Source organism: Micromonospora sp. bgisy143, assembly GCF_057708145.1.
Genome location: NZ_JBYIRN010000007.1, coordinates 1 through 20798 on the forward strand (window position 1 = coordinate 1; position 20798 = coordinate 20798).

Below are 20798 nucleotides of genomic sequence, written 5' to 3' on the forward strand. Positions count from 1 at the left end.
CGAACGGGGGTGTTGGGCCCCCCCGGGCCCCCCCCACCGGTTCACTCGCTCTTCTCAGCCGGTACGGCCACGTGCAGGCGCACCTGAGGCACCAGCATGTCGTCGACGTCCAGCGCCCGGGCCGCGCCGTCGGGCTCCCAGCCGGTGCTGGTCAGGAACTTTCGGGTCGCCTCGTCGCCGTCGAACGCCCAGGCCACCGCCCGACTCATCCCGTCCTCGCGCCACAGGTCGACAGCGGCGGCGAGCAGCCGGCTGCCGTGCCCCCGCCGACCCCAGCGCGGCTCGACCAGCAGGTCGGTCACCGCCGCCACGTCCGGGCCCAGGGCGTCGGCCGGCTCGCCCGGGGCCAGGGCCTCGCCGTCGGCCGGGCCGGAGGCGGCGAACCCCACCAGATACGATTGCTCGGCCTGTTCGACGGCGACCAGCACCCGGTGCGCGCCCGAGGGCGGCTCCAGCACCGCGGCGCTCCACCGCCGGGCGAGGAACGCCTCGTCCAGGTTGTCGAGCACGTGCCGGGGCAGGATCCGGCGGTACGCGACCCGCCAGGTCGCGAGCTGGATGCGTGCGATCTCGCCGGCGTCCTCGGGACGCGCCGGGCGGACGTACCCGAGAGCCATGGGACGGAAGCCTACGCAGGGCGAGGGAGGCGACGGTGGCGCAGGGTGCCAAACGGACGACCGCGCAGGTCGTGGGGGTGGTGGTGCTCGCGGCGGCGGTCGCCGCGTTCCTCGCCGTCGCTGCCGTACGGCACGGCTTCTTCGACCTGAAGGTCTACTACGGCGCGTTGACGTGGTGGGTGCACGACGGCGGGGAGATCTACGACTACCTCAAGCCCAACACCCAGTACGGCTTCACCTACCCGCCGTTCGCCGCGCTGGTCATGCTGCCGATGGCGTACCTGCCGTGGACGGCCGCGATCGTGGTGAGCGTGCTCGCCAGCGTGGTCACCACGACAGTGCTGATCTGGTGGCTGGTCGACCCGATCGCCCGCCGCGCCGGCTGGACCCGGTGGTTCGCGCTCGCCGTGGCGCTCTGCCTGGCCGCCGCGTTCGAGCCGATGCGCGAGACGGTCAACTTCGGCCAGGTCAACACACTGCTGCTCTTCCTGGTCGCGGTGGACCTGCTCCGGCTCCTGCCGTCCGGCAACCGGTGGGCGGGCGTGGGCATCGGCCTGGCCACCGCGATCAAGCTGACCCCCGGCATCTTCATCGTCTACCTGCTGGTCACCGGGCGCTGGCGTGCGGCGCTCACCGCCAGCGGCGCCGCCGCCGGGGTGACCGTGCTGGCCGGCGCGCTCTTCCCGGACGCCTCCCGGGAGTTCTGGACCGAGGCGCTGTGGAACACCGGGCGGGTCGGCGAGCTGTCCTTCGTCTCCAACCAGTCGCTGCGCGGCGTGGTCGCCCGCCTCGACCCGCAACACCCGAGCACCCTGCTCTGGCTGCTGCTGGTGCTCGGCACCCTGGCGCTCTGGGCCTGGCGGTCCCGCGCGGCCGTCGCGGCCGACGACGAGGCGACCGGCCTGGCCCTGACCGGCGCGGTGATGTGCCTGATCAGCCCGGTCACCTGGGTACACCACCTGGTCTGGCTGCTGCCCGCGCTGATCCTGCTGGTGGACAACGCGATGGCCGCGCCGGCCGGCCGCCGCCGGCGCGTCCTGCTGATCGCCGCGATCATCGGGTACGCGCTGCTGATCAGTCGGACCGTCTGGTTCTGGGAGAAGGACTTCACCGGCGTCGACGGCTTCCTCGGCAGCAACGCGTACGTCTGGATCAGCCTGGCCCTGCTGGCCTTCCTGCCGATCCGCCGGTGGCTGACGCCGGGCGGGTCACTCGTCGAGGCGTCCGGCGTACCGCAGCTCGACGAGTCCGACCGGCCCGCGCCCGCCGGCGAGCGGCACCTGGTAGGTCGACCGCTCACCGTCCGGTGACAGCCCGGCCCGCTCCCAGAACCGGCGGGCCCGACCGTTGTCGGCCAGCACCCACAGCCGGTAGCCGGTCCAGCCCCGCTCGCTGAGCCCGGCGCGGGCGGCCGCGAACAGTGCGGTGGCCGTCCCGTCGCCCCAGAACGCCGGCTCGACGTAGAGCGCCAGCACCTCGCCGACGCTCGGGTCCAGGTCGCCCCGGTCCTGGTTGCGGCGGTACGGCCCGAACGTGGTGAAGCCGACGGCCAGCCCGTCCACCTCGCCGAGCAGGGTGGTGAACGGGTGCTCGGGGTCGGCGGTGCCCACCTCGCGGCGGCGCTGCGCCCAGGCCGCCACGTTGAGCCGACCGAGCACCTCGTCCGGCATGACACCGGCGTAGCCCGACTGCCAGCCGTGCACGTGCACCCGGGCGATCGCCTCGGCGTCGTCCGGCTCCTCCCGGCGGATGGTCAGCATTGCACCGTTCTATGCCCCCGTGACGGTCGGAGTCCAGCTTCCCGCACCGACGTCGTACCGATGATTTATCGTCGCCGACGATGGCCGCACCGGAATCACTCTCGCTCGCCCAGGCCCGGCGGGTGGCGCTCGCCGCCCAGGGCTTCGCCGACCCGCCGCCGACCGGCGTGCCCACCCGTCGGCATCTGCGCCGCGTCCTCGACCGGGTCGCCCTGATCCAGATGGACTCGGTGAACGTGCTGCAACGGGCGCACTACCTGCCGCTCTACAGTCGACTCGGTCCGTACCCGACGACCCTGCTGGACAATGCCGCCTACCGCCGCCCCCGGGAGCTGTTCGAGTACTGGGGCCACGAGGCGTCCCTCCTTCCGGTGGGGCTGCACCCGCTGCTGCGCTGGCGGATGGCCCGGGCCCGCAGCGAGGCCTGGGGTGGCATGCGGCGCATCGCCCAGGAGCAGCCGGACCTGGTGGCCTGGGTCCGCGACGAGGTGGCCGCCCGGGGGCCGTTGACCGCCGCCGAGATCGAGCACGACGCGCCCCGGCAGACCGGCAACTGGGGGTGGAACTGGTCGGCGGTCAAGCAGGCGCTGGAGTTCCTGTTCTGGGCCGGCGAGGTGACCGCCGCCGAGCGCAGCACCTCCTTCGCCCGCCGCTACGACCTGCCCGAGCGGGTGCTGCCGGCGGCCGCGCTGGCCGCGCCCACCCCGACCGACGCCGAGGCGTACCGCGCTCTGGTGGCCCTGGCCGCGCGGTCGCTCGGGGTGGCCGCCGAGCCGGAGCTGCGCGACTACTTCCGGCTGCCGGTCGCCGGCGCCCGCCAGGCGGTCGCCGAGCTGGCCGAGGCCGGCGAGCTGCTGCCGGTCACCGTGGCGGGCTGGCGGCAGCCGGCCTGGCTGCACACCTCCGCCCGGCTGCCCCGCTGGGTACGCGGCAACACGCTGGTCAGCCCCTTCGACCCGCTGATCTGGGAACGGGCCCGCACCGAGCGGCTGTTCGACTTCAACTACCGGATCGAGATCTACGTCCCGGCGCCGCAGCGGGTGTACGGCTACTACGTGCTGCCGTTCCTGCAGGGCGACCGGTTCACCGCCCGGGTCGACCTGAAGGCCGACCGCAAGGCCGGGGTGCTGCTGGTGCCGGCCGCCTGGCTCGAGCCGGGGGCCGACCCGGGGGAGACCGCCGTGGCGCTCGCCGCCGAGCTGTACCGGCTGGCCGGCTGGCTCGGGCTGGACGCGGTCGCGCCGCCCGCCGCCGGCGACCTGGCCGGTCCGCTCACGGCCGCCCTGGCGAGCGTGTCGGGTGTACCGTGAACGCGTGACGAGCGCTCCCGGACCGGTCGACCAGTCACCGCCCGCCGCCGGTTGGTCGGCGGGTCCGCCGGATGGCTACCACTACCCGGCGCCCGAGCCGGACCGGCTCACCCGACTCGTGCTCCGCATCCACGCACGCTCGCCGCGCTGGGCCGTGCCGCTGGCCGCGGTCGGCTGCGTCGGGCTCGGCATGGCGTACGCCCTGGTGAGCAACCCGACCCACGCCGACCCGGACGCCGCGCCCACCTGCATCCTCAAGCTGACCACCGGGCTCGACTGCCCGGGCTGCGGCGGCACCCGCGCACTCTGGTACGTGCTGCACGCCGACCTGCCGGCCGCCGCCCGCCACCACTTCATGTTCGTCTTCTCGCTGCCCTTCCTGGCGTACCTCTTCGTGGCGTGGGCGGGCAACCAGGCGTTCGGCTGGCGGCTGCCCGAGCTGCGGATCAGCCCCAAGGTCATCGGCGGCTTCATGGCCGCGTGGCTGGCGTTCACGGTGGTGCGCAACCTGCCCTGGGCGCCGTTCACCTCGCTCTACGTCTGACCGGCTGCTCTACGTCTGGCCGCGCTGCTGTACGTCTGGCGGGTGCTGCCGCCTGACGCGACCCGACCCGACCCGACCCGACCTATGCCTGCTCCCCAGGGGGCAGGACCTGGTGGCGTCTCCCTGTCGAGCTGCCCCAGATGTGGGGCGCCAGAGGACGTCAGGGGCGGCACCACAGGCGTGGACGAGCGCGTCGCGGGCGGGCGCGGCGTCGACGCCGGGGGTGGAGGTCGGCGCTGTCGAGCCGGTGCGTTGTCGCTCCAGCGCGTTGTCGGGCCGGTGTGGTGTCGGCCCTGTGCGTTGTCGGGCCGGTGCGTTGTCGCTCCAGCGCGTTGTCGGGCCGGTGTGGTGTCGGCCCTGTGCGTTGTCGGCCCTGTGCGCTGTCGCTCCAGCGCGTTGTGGGCCCGGTGCGTTGTGGGCCCGGTGCGCTGGCGGGTACCGGTTCGGTCGGCGGGAGCAAGCCCTTGCCCGCGTGGCTCCTGCCCCACATCTGGGGCAGCTCGACAGGCCACGAGGGAGACCCACGGACCGGCGGAGCCCGAGCACGGCTGTCGAGATCTTGAACACCGACAGGCCCCCGGTGATTCGGGAACGGGCCGCCGGCCACTACAGTCCCAGGAATGCCGGAGATGGTGCAGCCCCAGGTCAAGTTGATCGCGTGGACCCAGTTCGCGGCCCCGGACGACGTGCCGTGGTCGACCGACGCCGAGGGTGGCCAGGCGCTCGCCGAGTTCGCCGGGCGGGCCTGCTACCAGTCGTGGAAGAAGCCGAACCCGGCCACCGCCACCAACGCCGGCTACCTCGCGCACATCCTCGAGGTGGGCCACCTGAGCGTGCTGGAGCACGGCTCGGTCACCTTCTACTTCACCGGGGTGTCCCGCTCCTTCACCCACGAGCTGATCCGGCACCGGCATTTCTCGTACTCCCAGCTCTCCCAGCGGTACGTCCCCGAGCGGGACGCGGCCATGGTCGAGCCGGCGGTCATCGCCGACGACCCGGAGCTGCACAAGAAGTTCGTCGAGGCCGCCGAGGCGAGCGTGCGGGCGTACACGGAGTTGTTGGAGGGCCTGGAGCAGCGCTTCTCCGACGAGCCGAACCCGACGCTGCGCCGCAAGCAGGCGCGGCAGGCGGCCCGGGCGGTGCTGCCGAACGCCACCGAGACCCGGATCGTGGTCACCGGCAACTACCGGGCCTGGCGGCACTTCATCGCGATGCGGGCCACCGAGCACGCCGACGTGGAGATCCGTGAGCTGGCCGTGGAGTGCCTGCGTCAGCTCCAGGGGGTCGCCCCGAACGTCTTCGCCGACTTCGTGATCTCCACCCTGCCGGACGGCACCGAGGTGGCGGCCAGCCCGCACGAGGCGTCCTGAGCCCTTCCCCGGCGGGCTCCGGCTGGTCGTCCGCTAGGTTGGAGGGTATGACGCAGGACCACCCCGACGCCGCAGCCCGACCGGTGTCCCGCCCCTTCGGACGGGTGCTCACGGCCATGGTGAGCCCGTTCACCGCCGACGGCTCACTCGACCTCGACGGCGCCGCCCGACTGGCGAGCTACCTGGTCGACGAACAGGGCAACGACGCGCTGGTGGTCAACGGCACCACCGGCGAGTCGCCGACCACCACCGACGCGGAGAAGGAAAACCTGATCCGCGCCGTGGTCGAGGCCGTCGGTGACCGGGCCCGGGTGGTGGCCGGTGTCGGCACCAACGACACCCGACACACCATCGAGCTGGCTGCCGCCGCCGAGAAGGCCGGCGCGCACGGCCTGCTGGTGGTCACGCCGTACTACAACAAGCCGCCGCAGAGCGGACTGCTGCGGCACTTCACCGCCGTGGCCGACGCCAGCGGACTGCCGGTGATGCTCTACGACATCCCGCACCGCTCCGGCGTGCCGATCGACACCGAGACACTGGTCCGGCTTGCCGACCACGGCCGCATCGTCGCGGTCAAGGACGCCAAGGGCGACCTGACCGCCACCAGCTGGGTGACCAGCCGGACCGGCCTCGCCTACTACAGCGGCGAGGACGCGCTCACCCTGCCGGCGTTGGCCGTCGGATGCGTGGGCGTGGTCGGCACCTCCACGCACTTCACCGGGGCGCTGACCGCACAGATGATCGAGGCGTACGACGCGGGGGACATGCCCACCGCGCTGACCCTGCACCGGCGGCTGCTGCCGCTGTTCACCGGCATCTTCCGTACGCAGGGCACCATCCTGGTGAAGGCCGGCCTGGCGTCGCTGGGCCTGCCGGCCGGCCCGGTGCGACCCCCGCTCGTGGACGCCACCAACGACGAGATCGCCCAGCTGCGCGCGGACTTCGCGGCAGCGGGCCTGGAGCTACCCGAATGATCGAACGACACGACGGGCGCCGGGTGACGGCGTCGCAGAATGAGGTGGACGCGTGACCGAGGCGCACATCGAGGCGGAACTACCCCCGCCGCTGCCGGAAGGTGGCCTGCGGATCATCCCGCTCGGCGGGCTCGGCGCCATCGGTCGGAACATGACCGTCTTCGAGTACGACGGCAAGTTGCTGATCGTGGACTGCGGGGTGCTCTTCCCCGACGTCGAGCAGCCGGGCGTGGATCTGATCCTGCCCGACTTCGGCCCGATCCTGGACCGGCTGGCCGACGTCCAGGCGATCGTGCTCACCCACGGCCACGAGGACCACATCGGCGCGGTGCCGTACCTGCTCGCCCACAAGCCCGACATCCCGCTGGTCGGCTCGCAGTTCACCCTCGCCCTGGTCGAGGCGAAGCTGGCCGAGCGGCGGATCCAGCCGTACACGCTGACCGTGCGTGAGGGCGGCCGGGAGCGGCTCGGACCCTTCGAGTGCGAGTTCTTCGCGGTCAACCACTCCATCCCGGACGCGCTCGCGGTCGCCATCCGGACCCCGGCGGGTCTGGTGCTGCACACCGGCGACTTCAAGATGGACCAGCTCCCGCTGGACGGCCGCATCACCGACCTGGCCGGCTTCGCCCGGCTCGGGGCCGAGGGCGTCGACCTGCTGCTCTCCGACTCCACCAACGCGGAGATCCCCGGCTTCGTCACCCCGGAGCGGGAGATCGGGCCGGTGCTCGACTCGATCTTCGCGAAGGCCAAGGGCCGGATCATCGTGGCCTCGTTCGCCTCGCACGTGCACCGGGTGCAGCAGGTGTTCGACTCCGCCGCCGAACACGGCCGCAAGGTCGCCCTGATCGGCCGGTCCATGGTCCGCAACATGGGCATCGCCCGCGACCTGGGCCTGCTCAACATCCCGGCCGGCCTGGTCATCGGAATCGAGGAGGCGACCACGCTGCCTCCGGACCAGATCGTGCTGATGTCCACCGGCTCGCAGGGTGAGCCGATGAGCGCGCTCGGCCGGATGGCCAGCGGCGATCACCGGCACATCACCATCGCGCCCGGCGACACCGTCGTGCTGGCGTCGTCGCTGGTGCCGGGCAACGAGACCTCGGTCTACCGGGTCATCAACCGGCTCGCCCGCGCCGGGGCGGTGGTCGTGCACAAGGACGTCGCGAAGGTGCACGTCTCCGGGCACGCGCCGGCCGGTGAACTGCTCTACCTGCTCAACGTGGTTCGACCCAGCAACCTGATGCCGGTGCACGGCGAATGGCGGCACCTGCGCGCACACGCCCGGCTCGGCGTCGAGTCCGGTGTCGCCCCCGACCGGGTGGTGATCTGCGAGGACGGCGACGTCGTCGACCTGGTCGAGGGCCGCGCCAGCCTGGTCGGGCACGTCAAGAGCCGGTACGTCTACGTCGACGGCCTCGCCGTCGGTGACGTCAGCGAGTCGCTGCTCACCGAACGGCGCATCCTCGGCGACGGCGGGTTCATCGCCACCACCGTGGTCGTCGACTCGGTCACCGGCAAGGTGGTCGCCGGTCCGACGCTGTCGGCGAAGGGCTTCTCCGAGGACCCGGAGGCGTTCAACCCGGTGATCCCCCTGGTCACCGAAGCGCTCAACCGCGCCGCCTCGGACGGCATCACCGACCCGCACCAGCTCCAGCAGATCGTCCGGCGGACCGTGGGGCGGTGGGTCAACGACGCGTACCGGCGGCGGCCGATGATCGTGCCCACCGTCGTCGAGGTCTGACGCACGCGTGACCGGGCCGGTCGCCGACGTCCCCCGTGGATGTCGGTGACCGGCCCGGAGCCTGTTCCGGCTCAGCTCCGCGACAGCCGCCGCCGCAGCACCAGCAGGCCGGCCCCGAGGGCCAGCAACGCCGCGCCGACGAGGGCGTACGCGCCGCCGGACGGCCCGGTGCGGGGGAGTTGCGCCGCGTCCGGGGTGGACGAGGTCACGGTGGCGGTCGGGCTCGCGGTGGCGGTCGGGCTCGGCGTGACCGCCGGACCGGTGGGCGGCGGCGTGGTGGCGTCACCGGCACCCGATCCGCCCGAGGCGTTCAGGCGGAGCGTCGACGCGGTGTCCTTGTTCGTGTAGCGGTTGGTGGGGGCGAGCGACACCTGCACGGTCTTCGTGCCCCCGGTGACCGTCAGCCGTACATCGAAGCTGTCGGTGACGCCGTCGCCGAGTACGTTCGGCCGCACGATCTCGCAGGCGACGCCGACCATCCGGCCACGGTCCGCGCAGGTTGGTGCGGCCACCCGCACCCCGGCCGGGGTGGTGATGAACAACGAGTAACCGCCGATGTCGAAGGTGCCGGTGTTGGTGACCCGTACCCGCACCGTCGTCGTCCCGTTGACGACCGGGTCGGCGGTGGCCCGCAACCGCAATGAGGTGCGGTCCGGCCAGTTGACCCGGAAGTCGGTGAACCTGTCGGTGACCCCGGCGGCGTCCCGGCCGGCGACGGCGCCCCACGCCTGCACCCCGAAGACCGGTTCCGAAGCCGACGAGCCGATCGTCAACCGGTACACCCGCTCGCCCCCGGCGGGCAGTTCCGCACCGCCGCAGAGCCAGGTACGCGGAGTGCCCCGGACGATCTGGCAGTCCTCGCCCCGGAGCAGGTCGACGTCGACCGGGAGGCGCAGCACGAAGAAGCCCTTCGCGGCGGCGCTGCCGGTGTTCCTGACGGTGACCCCCAGCGGGCTGGAGGGCGCCCACGGGTCCCCGCCGAGGAAGACGATGTCGCCCCGAGCGGTGATCGTGGGTGCGGTGCTCGCGGTTGGCGCGGCGAGGGCCGGTGCGGCGGCCGGCGCGGCGACGGCCGGTCCGGCGAGGACGGGTACGAAGAGCAGGGCAGCGGCGAGGAGGCCGGAGCTGAGCAGGCGGTTCATGACGACTCCCGGGGGTTCGCGGTCGGTGATGGCCGTAGCACATCTCCGCGGCGCGTCCGGTTGCGTGTTGTCGGATGTCGCACAGTCGCGCCCCGGCCTGCAACCAACTGCCCTGTTCGCGACCTAGGGGAGCGCGGCGACGGCCTCCGCGTAGGCGACGCCGGTGGCGATGGCGGCGTCCACCAGCACGGTGAGTTGCTCCGGGGCCACCCCGTACGCCAGGTCGGTGGCGACGTCGCCGGCCAGCACCAGTTCCCCGCCGAGGTCGTGCGCGTACGCCTTGGGCAGCAGCCGGTCGTGATTCCAGGCGTTGCAGAAGGCGTACGCCTCGGCGCGGCGGGTCGCCGGCAGCCGGCGGGCGGCCATCGCGCGGGCGTGCAGCACCTCGCCGCGTTCGCCGGCCCGCCGGAACTGGATCACCACGTCGCCCCACCGGCCGACCACGGTGGCGCCCTCGTCCACGACGTACCGGTCCCCGCGTCGGTCCAGGGCAGCGGTGATCATGCCGATGGTCAGCGTGGACAGCTCGTGCTCGTCGTCAGCGTCGGGCACGGAGTCGTCCCCGTGGGACGCGGAGTCGTCGTCGGTGGGCTCGTCGTCGCTGGGCAGGGGCACCGGCGTCGCCACCGGACGTTCGGCCAGCCACGCGGCCATCCGGCCCAGCTGGTGACCGGAGCCGTTGCGGGCGTCGAAGCTGCCGGCCAGCTCGTTGGCGGTGGCGAGCAGGAGGGCGCCGAGGGTGGCGACATCCAGGTCGGTGGCCGGTCGTCCGCCGTGCGCCGGCCGGTGCACCGTGCGGACGCCGAGACCGGCCTCGACGGCCAGCGTGCAGACCAGCGCGCCGGCGGCGGCGAACTCCATCGCGGCGAGGTCGTCGGTGGGCCGGTCCAGTCGGGGCAACTGTTCGGCCAGGATGGCCAGACCACGGTCCAGGTGCCCGCCCAGGGCGCAGAACCGCAGGTGCGCGGCGAGGTACGGGAACGCCGCGGGTTCGCGCCGGTGCCGCCGGTACGCCCGGACGTGCGCCGCGGCGGCCCGCTCCGGCTCGCCGAGGCGCAGCTCGGGCAGCAGCCCGGCCACGAGCGAACGCTCGGGCTGGTCCGTGCAGTCCGCCGCCTCGTCGGTGGGCCCGGCCAGTTCGTCAAGCGCGGCCCGCCACGCACCCCAGCCGGCGAGCAGCTCGGCCCGGCGGGCCGAGGCGCAGCCCGGGCACCCACCGGACGGCCCGGCGGTCGTCCCCGCCCACCGCTGGTACCAGTGCCGGGCGGTGGGTTCGTCACCGAGGTGGTCGGCCATCCGGCAGCGCAGCTCGGCGACGGTCGACGCGTCGGGACCGTCCGACCCGATCCGGTGCGCCAGGTCGTCCACCAGGGACCGGGTCTGGTCCAGTCCCACCCGGGGGGTGCCGAACAGCGCCTCCACGGCGTACCGCTGCAGGCGCAGCAGCAGCCGGTCCTCGTCCTCGGTCAGCAGCTCGGGCCGGTAGTCGGCGGCGGCCCGGCACCGGCGTACCGGCTCGACCAGACGCCACCGTTCCCCGTGCAGCAGGTACGCCTCGACGAGCGCGAACCGGGCGTCCAGGGCCGACCGGAGGTCCCCGGCGGTGTCGGCCCGCTCGGCGAGGCGTTCGAGGACGAGGAGCCGGTCCGGCCCGTCGGGCAGGTCGCGTGCGTCGGCGAGCGCGTGCACCAGCGCCGGATCGCGGTGGACGGTCACGCCGGCACCGCGCCGGGCAGGCGACCGACGGCGACGGCGAGTTGGCAGCCGGTCGTGATGCCACAGTCCAGCAGCCGGTCGAGCTGGTGCGGCGTGACGCCACGCTCCAGGTCGGTGATCACCTCACCGTGGATCCGGGCCCGACCGGCGTCGTCGACGTGCACGAACGCCTTGGGCCAGAGCCGGTCGTGGTTCCACGCGTTGCAGAAGGCGTACAGGGCGGGCACCCGCTCGATGCCGAAGGTGGGCGCGACCATCGTGCGGACCTGGAGCAGTTCGCCGGCCGCGCCGAGGCGCAGGAACCAGATCAGGTTGTCGTCGAAGCGACCCACCAGGTCGCCGTCGGGCGCACGGCCGACCGGCCGACCGCGCGCGGCGAGCACCGCGGCGACCAGCTCGCCGGTCAACGGGCGTACCGCGGCGGGGTGCCCGGCCAGCGGATCGTCCTCGAGTTCCGGCGACGCCATCGGGCATCCCTTCTGAGGCGGATATCACGACCGGCGGCGGGGCCCGTGCTGCGACGCGCGGACACGACCCGGAAAAGCGGCGATCTGCCCGGCCCCACCGTTACCGTGACTCTATGGCGGGCCGTACCTCTCAGGCGAGCCGGCGACGCGGCGCGTCGCCGCGCGGTGGCACCAACAGCCGTGCCCGTCAACCGGCGAAGAAGACCCGGGCTCCGGTACGGCGGCGCACCACACCCGCCCGTCCGGGCCCTGCTGTCTACGTCGGCCGCGCCATCGGTGCACTGTGGATGGGCGTGGCCCACGGCATGGGGTGGGCCGTACGTGCCGCCGGTCGGCAGGCCGCCTCCGCCCGCGACCTGGACCCGGAGCACCGCCGCGACGGGGCCGGGCTGCTGCTGTTCGGGTTGGCCCTGCTCAGCGCCGTGGCGCTCTGGTTCTCCGGCGCGGGCCCGGTGGGCGCCCGCCTGGCCGACACGGTCCGGCTGTTCCTCGGCGCGATCTCCGTGGTGGTGCCGGTGCTGCTGATGATCGGGGCGTGGCGGCTCATGCGGCAGCCGGCCGATCCGGAGCACCGGGGCCGGGGGCTGATCGGCTGGGGCTCGCTGCTGGTGTCGACCGCCGCGCTGTTGCAGATCGGTCAGGACCCGGTGGACACCGTGGAGCGTGACTTCGCCGGTGGCCTGGTCGGCGCCGGCGTGGGCGGGTTGCTGGAACGGGCGGTCACCGCCTGGGTGGCCGTACCTCTGCTGGTCCTGCTCCTGCTCTTCGGCCTGCTCGTGGTCACCGCGACGCCGATCAACAAGATTCCGGAGCGGCTGGGCCTGCTCGCCGGTGGGCTGGTCGCGCCTCCGGAGGCCACCGAGGAGGAGGACGACGCGCCGGCCGCCCGGCCCGCGCGCAAGCGGCCGGCGAAGCGGATGCCGCCACCGATCGACCCGGACGACTTCGAGGACATCGAGGGCGCGGACCTCCAGGAGACCATGGTCCTGCCGCGCAAGGCCCCGGCGAAGGTGCCGGCCAGCCGCAAGCCGGCCGAGCCGCCCGAGCACTCGCCCGCGCCCACCCGCGCCGAGCAGCTCGCGTTGACCGGGTTGGCCGGCGACTACACCCTGCCGCCGGCCAACATGCTCAGCAGTGGGGCCGCGCCCAAGACCCGCAGCAAGGCCAACGACGAGGTGATCGCCGCGCTGACCGGCGTCTTCGACCAGTTCGACGTGGACGCCGCCGTCACCGGCTTCACCCGTGGCCCGACCGTCACCCGCTACGAGGTGGAGTTGGGGCACGGCGTCAAGGTCGAGCGGATCACCCAGCTCTCCCGGAACATCGCCTACGCGGTGAAGTCGCCGGACGTACGGATCCTCAGCCCGATCCCGGGCAAGAGCGCGGTCGGCGTGGAGATCCCGAACACCGACCCGGAGAACGTGTCGCTCGGCGACGTGCTGCGCTCGCGGGCGGCGACGAGCGACCACCATCCGATGGTGGTGGCGCTCGGCAAGGACATCGAGGGCGGCTACGTGGTGGCCAACCTCGCCAAGATGCCGCACATCCTCATCGCCGGTGCCACCGGTGCGGGCAAGTCGTCCTGCCTGAACTCGCTGCTGGTGTCGATCCTCACCCGGGCCACCCCGGACGAGGTGCGGCTGCTGCTGATCGACCCGAAGCGGGTCGAGATGACCGGCTACGAGGGAATCCCGCACCTGGTCACGCCGATCGTTACGAACGCCAAGAAGGCGGCGGACTCGCTGGACTGGGTCGTGCGCGAGATGGACATGCGCTACGACGACCTCGCGGCCAACGGGGTCCGGCACATCGACGACTTCAACCGCAAGGTCCGCAACGGCGAGATCAAGGCGCCGCCGGGCAGCGAGCGGGAGATGCGCCCGTACCCGTACCTGCTGGTGATCGTGGACGAGCTGGCCGACCTGATGATGGTCGCGCCGCGTGACGTGGAGGATTCGGTCGTCCGGATCACGCAGTTGGCCCGGGCCGCCGGCATCCACCTGGTGCTGGCCACCCAGCGGCCCTCGGTCGACGTGGTGACCGGTCTGATCAAGGCGAACGTGCCATCCCGGTTGGCGTTCGCCACCTCGTCCCTCGCGGACTCGCGGGTCATCCTCGACCAGCCGGGCGCGGAGAAGCTGCTCGGCCGGGGCGACGGGCTCTTCCTGCCGATGGGGGCCTCCAAGCCGGTCCGCATCCAGGGCGCCTGGGTCACCGAGCGCGAGATCAGCGACGTGGTGAAGTTCTGCAAGGACCAGCGGGAGCCGGAGTTCCGCCCGGACGTGCTGACTCCCGCGCAGGACAACAAGAAGAAGATCGACGAGGACATCGGCGACGACCTCGACCTGCTGGTGCAGGCCGTGGAGCTGGTGGTCACCTCACAGTTCGGCTCCACCTCGATGCTCCAGCGCAAGCTGCGGGTCGGCTTCGCCAAGGCGGGCCGCCTGATGGACCTCATGGAGACCCGCGGCGTGGTCGGGCCGTCCGAGGGGTCGAAGGCGCGCGACGTGCTGGTCAAGCCGGACGAGCTGGAGGAGGTCCTGACCGGCCTGCGCGGCGACGTGGACTGACCTTCGGTCGATCCGGGACACGCGACGGGCCCGCCGGTAGCCGGCGGGCCCGTGTCGGAGTGCGGTCAGTTGTTGATCAGCGCACCAATGATCACCAGGCTGATGATCGCGGCGACGACGCTGGCCACGGCGGCGTACCAGCCCAGCGGCTTGTCACCGAGCACCGCGCCGACGACGCCGGCGATCACGCCGAGCACGCCGAAGATGATCGGGTTGAGCAACAGGGCGAGCACGGCGAAGACGAAGCCCACGATGGTGAGGATGCGGGCGGCGTTGTTACGTGGGCGGGCGGTGGTGGGGACGTCGGCCATGTCTTCCTCCGGTGTGAGAGCCTGTCGTGCCAGACCGATCAACTACCCACCGTGGACATTGGTCACGCGTACGTCTTCAGTGAAAGATCTTCAGCCCGACCACGCCGGCGACCACCAACAGCAGGCAGAGGATCCGGGGCAGGCTCACCGACTCGCCGAGCGCCACCATGCCGACCAGCGCGGTACCGACCGCGCCGATGCCGACCCAGACCGCGTATCCGGTGCCGACCGGGATGTCGCGCAGCGCGTACGCCAGCCCGCCCATGCTCAGCACCAGGGCCAGCACGAACACCACCGACGGGAGCAGCCGGCTGAAGCCGGCGCTGCGGTCCAGGGCGATCGCCCAGGCCGTCTCCAGCAGTCCGGAGATCACGAGTACCAGCCAGGCCATCATTCACCTCACGACGACGAGTCGGGTCTGCACACTGCCGGGGCGTCTTGGCCTGACCGGGTACGCCCACCGCTCGTCCGGAGTGACCGCCACGTCGGGCGTCACCACGGCCGACGCTAGCACCGGCCGGCGGCCCCGGGCGGTGACTCACGCCACCACGCATTGACCTCTACTTCGCTTCAACTTGCACTATGCGGGCATGGCTCTGCTCTACGCCGACCCCGAGGTCGCCGCTGCCCTGGACGCCGCCACCACCGTCGACGCGATGCGGGCCGCCCTGGTGGCCGCGTACGAGGGGCGGCTGGTCGCCCCGCCCCGGGCCGCCGCCCCGCTCGGCGGTGGGCGGATGGTGCTCACCGCCGGGCACCTGGTCGGCCACTGGTACGGCTACCGGTCGTACGACACGTTCGGCCACCCCCAGGGCGAGCAACTGGTCGTGCTGCACGACGCCGACACCGGCGCGGTCCGGGCCGTCGCCGTCGGGGAGGAGCTGGGCTCCCGTCGTACCGGTGGGCTGGGCGGCGTCGCGGTGGACGCGCTGGCCCGGCCGGACGCGGCGACCCTCGGCGTGATCGGCTCGGGGCGGCAGGCGTGGACCCAGGTGTGGGCCACCGCGGCCGTGCGTCCGCTGCGCGAGGTGGTGGTGCACAGCCGCGCGGCGGCACGCCGGGACGCCTTCGCCGCCCGGGTACGCGCCGAACTGGGCGTGCCGGCCCGCGCGGTCGCCGACCCCGGCGCCGCCGTCACCGGCCGGGACATCGTGGTGCTCGCCACCACCAGCCCCACGCCGGTGCTGCACGCCGCCCAGCTGAGCCCCGGCACGCACGTCAACACGGTCGGCTTCAAGCAGCACCACCGCAGCGAGTTCGGCACCGACCTGCTGGACGCCGCCGACCTGCTGGTCACCGACTCGCCGGCCCAGGCGGCGGACTACCAGCCGCCGATGCTCGCGGCTGTGCCCCCGTACGCCGGGCGGTTGCTCGACCTGGGCGGCATCCTGGCCGGCGCGGTCCCCGGCCGGACCACGGCGGACCAGGTCTCCGTCTTCTGCTGCACCGGCCTGGCGGGTACCGAGGTCTTTCTGCTCGACGCGTTGACCCGGGTGGCGGCGGTGACCCGTTGACGGCCCGGTGACCGACGCCCCCGTGCAGGGCGGCCCCGCCGACCAGCGTGCCCGCGTGCGTGGGCTACCGCGAGCGGCCCGGTACCCTCGGATGGTGTCTGCCACCTCTCCTTCCGCTTCCGACAACGCCGAGGGCCGTCGCGTCGCCCTGCTCACCCTGGGCTGCGCCCGCAACGAGGTCGACTCGGAGGAGCTCGCCGCCCGGCTGCACGCCGACGGCTGGCAGGTGAGCACCGACGGCGAGGGCGCCGACGTGGTGGTCGTCAACACCTGCGGCTTCGTGGAGAAGGCCAAGCAGGATTCGATCCAGACGCTGCTCGCCGCCGCCGGGACGGGCGCCAAGGTGGTGGCCGCCGGCTGCATGGCCGAGCGGTACGGCAAGGAGCTGGCCGACAGCCTGCCCGAGGCGCAGGCGGTGCTGAGTTTCGACGACTACCCGGACATCGCCGCCCGGCTCAACGCCGTGGTCGCCGGTGAGCAGGTCACCGCACACACCCCGCGTGACCGCCGGGAGCTGCTGCCGCTGACGCCGGTGAAGCGCCGGGACACCGCCGTCTCCCTGCCCGGGCACGGCACCGTGGCGCGCGCCACCGTCGACGCCGACGAGCACACCCCGGCCCACCTGCGGCAGGTGCTGCGCCGCCGGTTGGACACCGGTCCGGTCGCCTCGTTGAAGCTGGCCAGCGGCTGTGACCGGCGCTGCGCGTTCTGCGCCATCCCGGCGTTCCGCGGGGCGTTCGTCTCGCGTACGCCGGACGAGCTGCTCGCCGAGGCGGAGTGGTTGGCCAAGACCGGCGTACGGGAGCTGGTGCTGGTCAGCGAGAACTCCACCTCGTACGGCAAGGACCTGGGCGACCCGCGCGCGCTGGAGAAGTTGCTGCCGCAGCTCGCCGCGGTGTCCGGCATCGTCCGGGTGCGGGTGAGCTACCTCCAGCCGGCCGAGACGCGGCCCGGGCTGGTCGAGGCGATCGCCACCACCCCGGGGGTGGCCCCGTACTTCGACCTGTCGTTCCAGCACTCCAGTGAGCCCGTACTGCGTCGGATGCGGCGTTTCGGCTCCACCGACCGGTTCCTGGAGCTGCTGGCCAGTGCCCGGGCGCTGGCCCCGGAGGCGGGCGCGCGGAGCAACTTCATCGTCGGCTTCCCCGGCGAGACCCGCGCCGACGTGGACGAGCTGGTCCGCTTCCTCACCGAGGCCCGGCTGGACGCGATCGGCATGTTCGACTACAGCGACGAGGACGGCACCGAGGCGGCCGGGCTGCCCGGCAAGGTCTCCGCCGCGACCATCAAGCGGCGGTACGACCGGCTCAGCGCGCTCGCCGACGAGCTCTGCTCGCAGCGGGCCGAGGACCGGCTCGGCTCGACCGTCGAGGTGCTCGTCGACGCGATCGTGGACGGCGTGGTGGAGGGCCGGGCCGCGCACCAGGCGCCGGAGGTGGACGGATCGACCACCCTGGTCGCGCCGGTCGAGGGCGGGGTCGACCTGGCCGCGCTGCGCCCGGGTGACCTGGTCCGGGCCACGGTGACCGGCACCGAAGGGGTGGATCTGCTCGCGGTGCCGGATGAGATGATCTCGGCGGCGCCCGGCGCGGCACGGTGACGGCGGGCCCGGACGGAGCGGGGGAGCCAGGTGGTGCGGTGCCGGGAACGCCACGGCGGCCCGAGCGGAGTGAGACGATGACCGGGGCGACGGAGTCGACGCCGGCCCGGGTGGTCCCGCGGGTGCCCGTGCTCAACGCGGCCAACGCGCTGACCGCGCTGCGGCTGGTGCTGGTGCCGGTCTTCGCCGCCTCGGTGATCGTGTCGGGGATGACCCACGCCGGCTGGCGGATGGCGGCCTGTCTGATCTTCGCGGTGGCCTCGGCGACCGACCTGGTGGACGGCTGGATCGCCCGCCGGTTCGGGCTGGTCACCTCGGTCGGCAAGGTGGCCGACCCGATCGCCGACAAGGCGCTCACCGGCGCGGCCCTGGTGCTGCTCTCCTGGTACGACCGGCTGCCCTGGTGGGTGACGGCGCTGATCCTCGTCCGCGAGCTGGGCATCACCGGGCTGCGGTTCTGGGTGATCCGGCACGGCGTGATCGCGGCCAGCCGTGGCGGCAAGATCAAGACTGCGCTCCAGATCCTGGCCATCGCCTGGTACCTCTGGCCGATGCCGGCCGACCTCGCCGCCGTCGGCCCCTGGATCATGGGCGCCGCCGTCCTGGTCACGGTGGCCACCGGCTTCGACTACATCCTCCAGGCCCTCCGCCTCCGCCGCCCCCGCCCCTAGGCCCGGCCCCTGGGCGCCCGGGTCGCCGCGCGGGTGATCATGAAGTTGTTGCGGCCCGGGCCGGCGTGTCGCGGCGATAACTTCATGATCGACGGGGTTCGGCCGGGAGGGTTGGCCGGGAGGGTTGGGGGTCGGCCGGTGGGGAAGGACGGGATCATGCAGCGGGAAGAGAACGCGACGGGTAGCGCGGCGGCGGGTGTCGTGCACAGCCTGTCGCAGCGGCACGAGACCCTCGCCACCGTCGAATCGCTCACCGGCGGGCTGCTGTCCGCGTCGATCGTGGAGATCGCCGGGGTCAGCGGCATCTACCGGGGCGGGCTGGTCGTCTACGCCACCGAGTTGAAGGCCACCCTGGCCGGCGTACCGGCCGATCTGCTGGCGGCACGCGGACCGGTCGACCCCGACGTGGCGGCGGCGCTCGCCGAGGGCGGTCGGCAGCGCTGCGGAGCGGACTGGGGGCTCGCCACCACCGGGGTCGCCGGCCCGGAGCCGCAGGACGGCAAGCCCGTCGGCCTGGTCTACGTCGCGGTGGCCGGCCCGACCGGCGTACAGGTCCGCGAACTCCACCTCGACGGCGGGCGGGACCACGTCCGCGCGGCCGCCGTGATCGAGGCGCTGCGGCTGCTCGCCGAGCGCATCCACGCCGCCGACGAGGCCGCGCTTGATGGCCTGGAGCCGGCGCAGGCAGGCGCTCCCACCGGTGCGGAACCCGCCGGGAATGGTCCGGGAACAGCCGGCGACGACGCCCGGGACGGTCTGGGGACGGCCGGCGCGGGGCGGCGGTGAGCCCTGCCGCCAGGATCCGACGGGCGGGGTGGGATGTCGCCGGGGCCCGCAGCGGGTACGGTTGCGGGAAGGCTCCGACGCTCGGAGTCGGCGCGGTCCGCCGCGGCCGGCTGCCTGCCGCCGGGCGTGAGGTATCCCTCAGGGGGAGGTGCGATGGTCCTGCTACGCCGGGTGATCGGTGACGCACTGCGGGCGCGCCGGCAGGGACAGCAGCGCACACTGCGTGAGGTGTCCACCGCCGCCAATGTCAGCCTCGGTTACCTCTCCGAGATCGAGCGGGGGCACAAGGAGCCGTCCAGCGAACTGCTGGCCGCGATCTGTGACGCGCTCGGCGCCCGCCTTTCCGAACTTCTCCGCGAGGTGAGCGACACCGTGGCGCTCGCCGAGCAGATGCCCGCCGGGGTGCTCGTCGGCATGCAGGACGAGCCGGCCGAGGCCGCGCCCGTCGCGCCCGCCGCCGTCCGCAAGGCCGCCAACCGGGGCGTCCGCCAGGTCACCTCCGACGGCAAGGTCGCGGTGTCGGTCCGGCAGGACTCCCCGCTGCGGGCGACGCTGCGCAGCACCCGGGTCCGGCCCACCGAGCGCGACCGGGACGTGGTCTGCGCCGCCTGAGCCCGGTGCGTCCGTTGCCCATGGGCGACGTGGCCTTCGCCGCGTAGGGTTGCCCGCAGGAGCCGACGGTGCCCGTCGTGCACCCGGTACGGATGCCGCACTGGCGTTCGGCTGGGACGATGGAGACCGGCCGGGTCGCGGTCGGTCGGCGCAATCCGGCCCGACCGCGGTGGAGCGACGCTACTGAGGGGATACCGCGGAGATGGCGAACCCGTTCGTCAAGGGCTGGAACTACCTGATGGCGCTCTTCGGCGCGAAGATCGACGAGCACGCCGACCCCAAGGTGCAGATCCAGCAGGCCATCGAGGATGCCCAGCGGCAGCACCAGGCGCTGGTCCAGCAGGCGGCGGCCGTCATCGGCAACCAGCGTCAGCTGGAGATGAAGCTGTCCCGGCAGATGTCCGAGGTCGAGCGGCTCCAGGGCAACGCCCGGCAGGCCCTGGTGCTGTCCGACCAGGCCCGCGCCAAGGGCGACGAGGCCGAGGCGGCGCGGTTCGAGCAGTCCGCCCAGGCCCTGGCCACCCAGCTGGTCTCCGCCGAGCAGGCCGCCGAGGACCTGAAGACCCTGCACGACCAGGCGCTCGGCGCGGCCGCACAGGCCCGCCGGGCGGTCGAGAACAACTCGATGATCCTCCAGCAGAAGCTCGCCGAGCGCACCAAGCTGCTCAGCCAGCTCGAACAGGCCAAGATGCAGGAGACCGTGGCCCGCTCGTTGGAGTCGATGTCGTCGCTGACCGCACCCACCAACACCCCCTCGCTGGACGAGGTGCGGGACCGCATCGAGCGGCGGTACGCCAACGCGATGGGCCGCGCCGAGCTGGCCGGCAACTCCGTCGAGGGACGGATGCTGGAGATCCAGAAGGCGACCATCGACTCGGCCGGTTCGGCGCGGCTGGAGCAGATCCGCTCCAGCATGGCGGGGGAGCAGCTCGGCGGCACGGCGCAGCGCCCGGCGGTCCCGCAGGCCGAGCAGGCGGCTCCGGGCAGCGACCCGACCGCCGCCGCCCGGCTGGACGAGCTGCGCGCCAGCATGGCCCGCGAGCGGGGCACCGGCGACCCGACCGCCGCCGGCTGAACGACCGGTCCGAGGGGG

20 protein-coding genes and 1 riboswitch are annotated in these 20798 nt (G+C 73.3%); of the genes, 13 read left to right on the forward strand and 7 right to left on the reverse strand.

Features of this window, described 5'->3' with window-relative positions; genetic code table 11:
- Window positions 1-41: 41 nt before the first annotated feature.
- On the reverse strand, window positions 42-617 hold the full coding sequence (locus AC3EN4_RS11330; protein ID WP_435205890.1) for a GNAT family N-acetyltransferase: 576 nt from the start codon (window positions 615-617) through the stop codon (window positions 42-44).
- Window positions 618-652: 35 nt separating this feature from the next.
- Between AC3EN4_RS11330 and AC3EN4_RS11335 the strand changes: the two genes are divergently transcribed.
- Window positions 653-1927, forward strand: a complete 1275-nt coding sequence (locus AC3EN4_RS11335; protein WP_435205891.1) for a glycosyltransferase family 87 protein — start codon at window positions 653-655, stop codon at window positions 1925-1927.
- On the opposite strand, the gene AC3EN4_RS11340 is transcribed toward AC3EN4_RS11335, so the two are convergent.
- A complete protein-coding gene (locus AC3EN4_RS11340; RefSeq protein WP_435205892.1) occupies window positions 1826-2377 on the reverse strand; it encodes a GNAT family N-acetyltransferase in 552 nt (183 codons plus the stop codon). The two genes, AC3EN4_RS11335 and AC3EN4_RS11340, sit on opposite strands and share 102 nt — an antisense overlap.
- 80 nt (window positions 2378-2457) lie before the next feature.
- Between AC3EN4_RS11340 and AC3EN4_RS11345 the strand changes: the two genes are divergently transcribed.
- The 5 genes from AC3EN4_RS11345 to AC3EN4_RS11365 all read left to right on the forward strand — a co-directional run bounded on the left by AC3EN4_RS11345 (window position 2458) and on the right by AC3EN4_RS11365 (window position 8316).
- Window positions 2458-3687, forward strand: a complete 1230-nt coding sequence (locus AC3EN4_RS11345) for a winged helix-turn-helix domain-containing protein (protein WP_435205893.1) — start codon at window positions 2458-2460, stop codon at window positions 3685-3687.
- A 4-nt stretch (window positions 3688-3691) separates the two neighbouring features.
- Entirely contained in the window at window positions 3692-4231 is a 540-nt protein-coding gene (locus AC3EN4_RS11350) for a DUF2752 domain-containing protein (protein WP_422738861.1), read from the forward strand.
- Between the two features lie 629 nt (window positions 4232-4860).
- Window positions 4861-5601, forward strand: a complete 741-nt coding sequence (gene thyX / locus AC3EN4_RS11355) for an FAD-dependent thymidylate synthase (protein WP_278153990.1) — start codon at window positions 4861-4863, stop codon at window positions 5599-5601.
- Window positions 5602-5648: 47 nt separating this feature from the next.
- The gene (dapA, locus tag AC3EN4_RS11360; RefSeq protein WP_435205894.1) at window positions 5649-6575 is read left to right on the forward strand and encodes a 4-hydroxy-tetrahydrodipicolinate synthase; all 927 of its coding nucleotides are present in this window, start codon (window positions 5649-5651) and stop codon (window positions 6573-6575) included.
- Window positions 6576-6627: 52 nt separating this feature from the next.
- Window positions 6628-8316 carry a ribonuclease J gene (locus AC3EN4_RS11365; protein WP_433537557.1) on the forward strand — a complete coding sequence of 563 codons (1689 nt, stop codon included), beginning with the start codon at window positions 6628-6630 and terminating at the stop codon, window positions 8314-8316.
- A 71-nt stretch (window positions 8317-8387) separates the two neighbouring features.
- On the opposite strand, the gene AC3EN4_RS11370 is transcribed toward AC3EN4_RS11365, so the two are convergent.
- The 3 genes from AC3EN4_RS11370 to AC3EN4_RS11380 form a co-directional block, all read right to left on the reverse strand.
- A complete protein-coding gene (locus AC3EN4_RS11370; protein ID WP_435205895.1) occupies window positions 8388-9458 on the reverse strand; it encodes an LPXTG cell wall anchor domain-containing protein in 1071 nt (356 codons plus the stop codon).
- Between the two features lie 123 nt (window positions 9459-9581).
- Entirely contained in the window at window positions 9582-11222 is a 1641-nt protein-coding gene (locus tag AC3EN4_RS11375; RefSeq protein WP_435206033.1) for a type III secretion system chaperone family protein, read from the reverse strand.
- Entirely contained in the window at window positions 11171-11641 is a 471-nt protein-coding gene (locus tag AC3EN4_RS11380) for a type III secretion system chaperone family protein (RefSeq protein ID WP_422738865.1), read from the reverse strand. The genes AC3EN4_RS11375 and AC3EN4_RS11380 overlap by 52 nt, the downstream gene beginning before the upstream one ends.
- Before the next feature lie 113 nt (window positions 11642-11754).
- On the opposite strand from AC3EN4_RS11380, the gene AC3EN4_RS11385 reads away from it, so the two are divergent.
- A complete protein-coding gene (locus AC3EN4_RS11385; protein WP_422738866.1) occupies window positions 11755-14211 on the forward strand; it encodes an FtsK/SpoIIIE family DNA translocase in 2457 nt (818 codons plus the stop codon).
- Between the two features lie 65 nt (window positions 14212-14276).
- On the opposite strand, the gene AC3EN4_RS11390 is transcribed toward AC3EN4_RS11385, so the two are convergent.
- Window positions 14277-14522 (reverse strand): hypothetical protein, encoded by a 246-nt coding sequence (locus AC3EN4_RS11390; protein WP_234588295.1) that lies wholly within the window; start codon window positions 14520-14522, stop codon window positions 14277-14279.
- A 76-nt stretch (window positions 14523-14598) separates the two neighbouring features.
- A complete protein-coding gene (sugE, locus tag AC3EN4_RS11395) occupies window positions 14599-14913 on the reverse strand; it encodes a quaternary ammonium compound efflux SMR transporter SugE (protein WP_422738867.1) in 315 nt (104 codons plus the stop codon).
- A gap of 36 nt (window positions 14914-14949) precedes the next feature.
- Window positions 14950-15018: riboswitch (guanidine-III (ykkC-III) riboswitch) on the reverse strand.
- 94 nt (window positions 15019-15112) lie between these two features.
- Here sugE and AC3EN4_RS11400 point away from each other — a divergent pair.
- The 6 genes from AC3EN4_RS11400 to AC3EN4_RS11425 all read left to right on the forward strand — a co-directional run bounded on the left by AC3EN4_RS11400 (window position 15113) and on the right by AC3EN4_RS11425 (window position 20780).
- Complete coding sequence (locus AC3EN4_RS11400) at window positions 15113-16036, forward strand: ornithine cyclodeaminase family protein (protein WP_435205898.1); 924 nt, start codon at window positions 15113-15115, stop codon at window positions 16034-16036.
- A 91-nt stretch (window positions 16037-16127) separates the two neighbouring features.
- Entirely contained in the window at window positions 16128-17636 is a 1509-nt protein-coding gene (gene rimO, locus AC3EN4_RS11405) for a 30S ribosomal protein S12 methylthiotransferase RimO (RefSeq protein ID WP_435205899.1), read from the forward strand.
- 77 nt (window positions 17637-17713) lie between these two features.
- A complete protein-coding gene (pgsA, locus tag AC3EN4_RS11410; protein ID WP_435205900.1) occupies window positions 17714-18307 on the forward strand; it encodes a CDP-diacylglycerol--glycerol-3-phosphate 3-phosphatidyltransferase in 594 nt (197 codons plus the stop codon).
- Between the two features lie 156 nt (window positions 18308-18463).
- On the forward strand, window positions 18464-19093 hold the full coding sequence (locus AC3EN4_RS11415) for a CinA family protein (protein ID WP_435205901.1): 630 nt from the start codon (window positions 18464-18466) through the stop codon (window positions 19091-19093).
- A gap of 153 nt (window positions 19094-19246) precedes the next feature.
- Window positions 19247-19705: a helix-turn-helix domain-containing protein gene (locus AC3EN4_RS11420; RefSeq protein ID WP_357122511.1), complete on the forward strand. Its 459-nt coding sequence runs from the start codon at window positions 19247-19249 to the stop codon at window positions 19703-19705.
- 202 nt (window positions 19706-19907) lie between these two features.
- A complete protein-coding gene (locus AC3EN4_RS11425; RefSeq protein ID WP_422738872.1) occupies window positions 19908-20780 on the forward strand; it encodes a PspA/IM30 family protein in 873 nt (290 codons plus the stop codon).
- Window positions 20781-20798: the final 18 nt, after the last annotated feature.

Excerpts from the sequence above, each read along its gene's own strand:
- pgsA (WP_435205900.1), top strand. The coding sequence starts at position 17,714 with ATGACCGGGGCGACGGAGTCGACGCCGGCCCGGGTGGTCCCGCGGGTG.
- AC3EN4_RS11340 (WP_435205892.1), bottom strand. The coding sequence starts at position 2,377 with ATGCTGACCATCCGCCGGGAGGAGCCGGACGACGCCGAGGCGATCGCC.
- dapA (WP_435205894.1), top strand. The coding sequence starts at position 5,649 with ATGACGCAGGACCACCCCGACGCCGCAGCCCGACCGGTGTCCCGCCCC.
- AC3EN4_RS11400 (WP_435205898.1), top strand. The coding sequence starts at position 15,113 with ATGGCTCTGCTCTACGCCGACCCCGAGGTCGCCGCTGCCCTGGACGCC.
- rimO (WP_435205899.1), top strand. The coding sequence starts at position 16,128 with ATGGTGTCTGCCACCTCTCCTTCCGCTTCCGACAACGCCGAGGGCCGT.
- AC3EN4_RS11420 (WP_357122511.1), top strand. The coding sequence starts at position 19,247 with ATGGTCCTGCTACGCCGGGTGATCGGTGACGCACTGCGGGCGCGCCGG.
- AC3EN4_RS11370 (WP_435205895.1), bottom strand. The coding sequence starts at position 9,458 with ATGAACCGCCTGCTCAGCTCCGGCCTCCTCGCCGCTGCCCTGCTCTTC.
- AC3EN4_RS11345 (WP_435205893.1), top strand. The coding sequence starts at position 2,458 with ATGGCCGCACCGGAATCACTCTCGCTCGCCCAGGCCCGGCGGGTGGCG.
- AC3EN4_RS11380 (WP_422738865.1), bottom strand. The coding sequence starts at position 11,641 with ATGGCGTCGCCGGAACTCGAGGACGATCCGCTGGCCGGGCACCCCGCC.
- AC3EN4_RS11390 (WP_234588295.1), bottom strand. The coding sequence starts at position 14,522 with ATGGCCGACGTCCCCACCACCGCCCGCCCACGTAACAACGCCGCCCGC.
- AC3EN4_RS11415 (WP_435205901.1), top strand. The coding sequence starts at position 18,464 with ATGCAGCGGGAAGAGAACGCGACGGGTAGCGCGGCGGCGGGTGTCGTG.
- thyX (WP_278153990.1), top strand. The coding sequence starts at position 4,861 with ATGGTGCAGCCCCAGGTCAAGTTGATCGCGTGGACCCAGTTCGCGGCC.
- AC3EN4_RS11425 (WP_422738872.1), top strand. The coding sequence starts at position 19,908 with ATGGCGAACCCGTTCGTCAAGGGCTGGAACTACCTGATGGCGCTCTTC.
- sugE (WP_422738867.1), bottom strand. The coding sequence starts at position 14,913 with ATGGCCTGGCTGGTACTCGTGATCTCCGGACTGCTGGAGACGGCCTGG.
- AC3EN4_RS11385 (WP_422738866.1), top strand. The coding sequence starts at position 11,755 with ATGGCGGGCCGTACCTCTCAGGCGAGCCGGCGACGCGGCGCGTCGCCG.
- AC3EN4_RS11330 (WP_435205890.1), bottom strand. The coding sequence starts at position 617 with ATGGCTCTCGGGTACGTCCGCCCGGCGCGTCCCGAGGACGCCGGCGAG.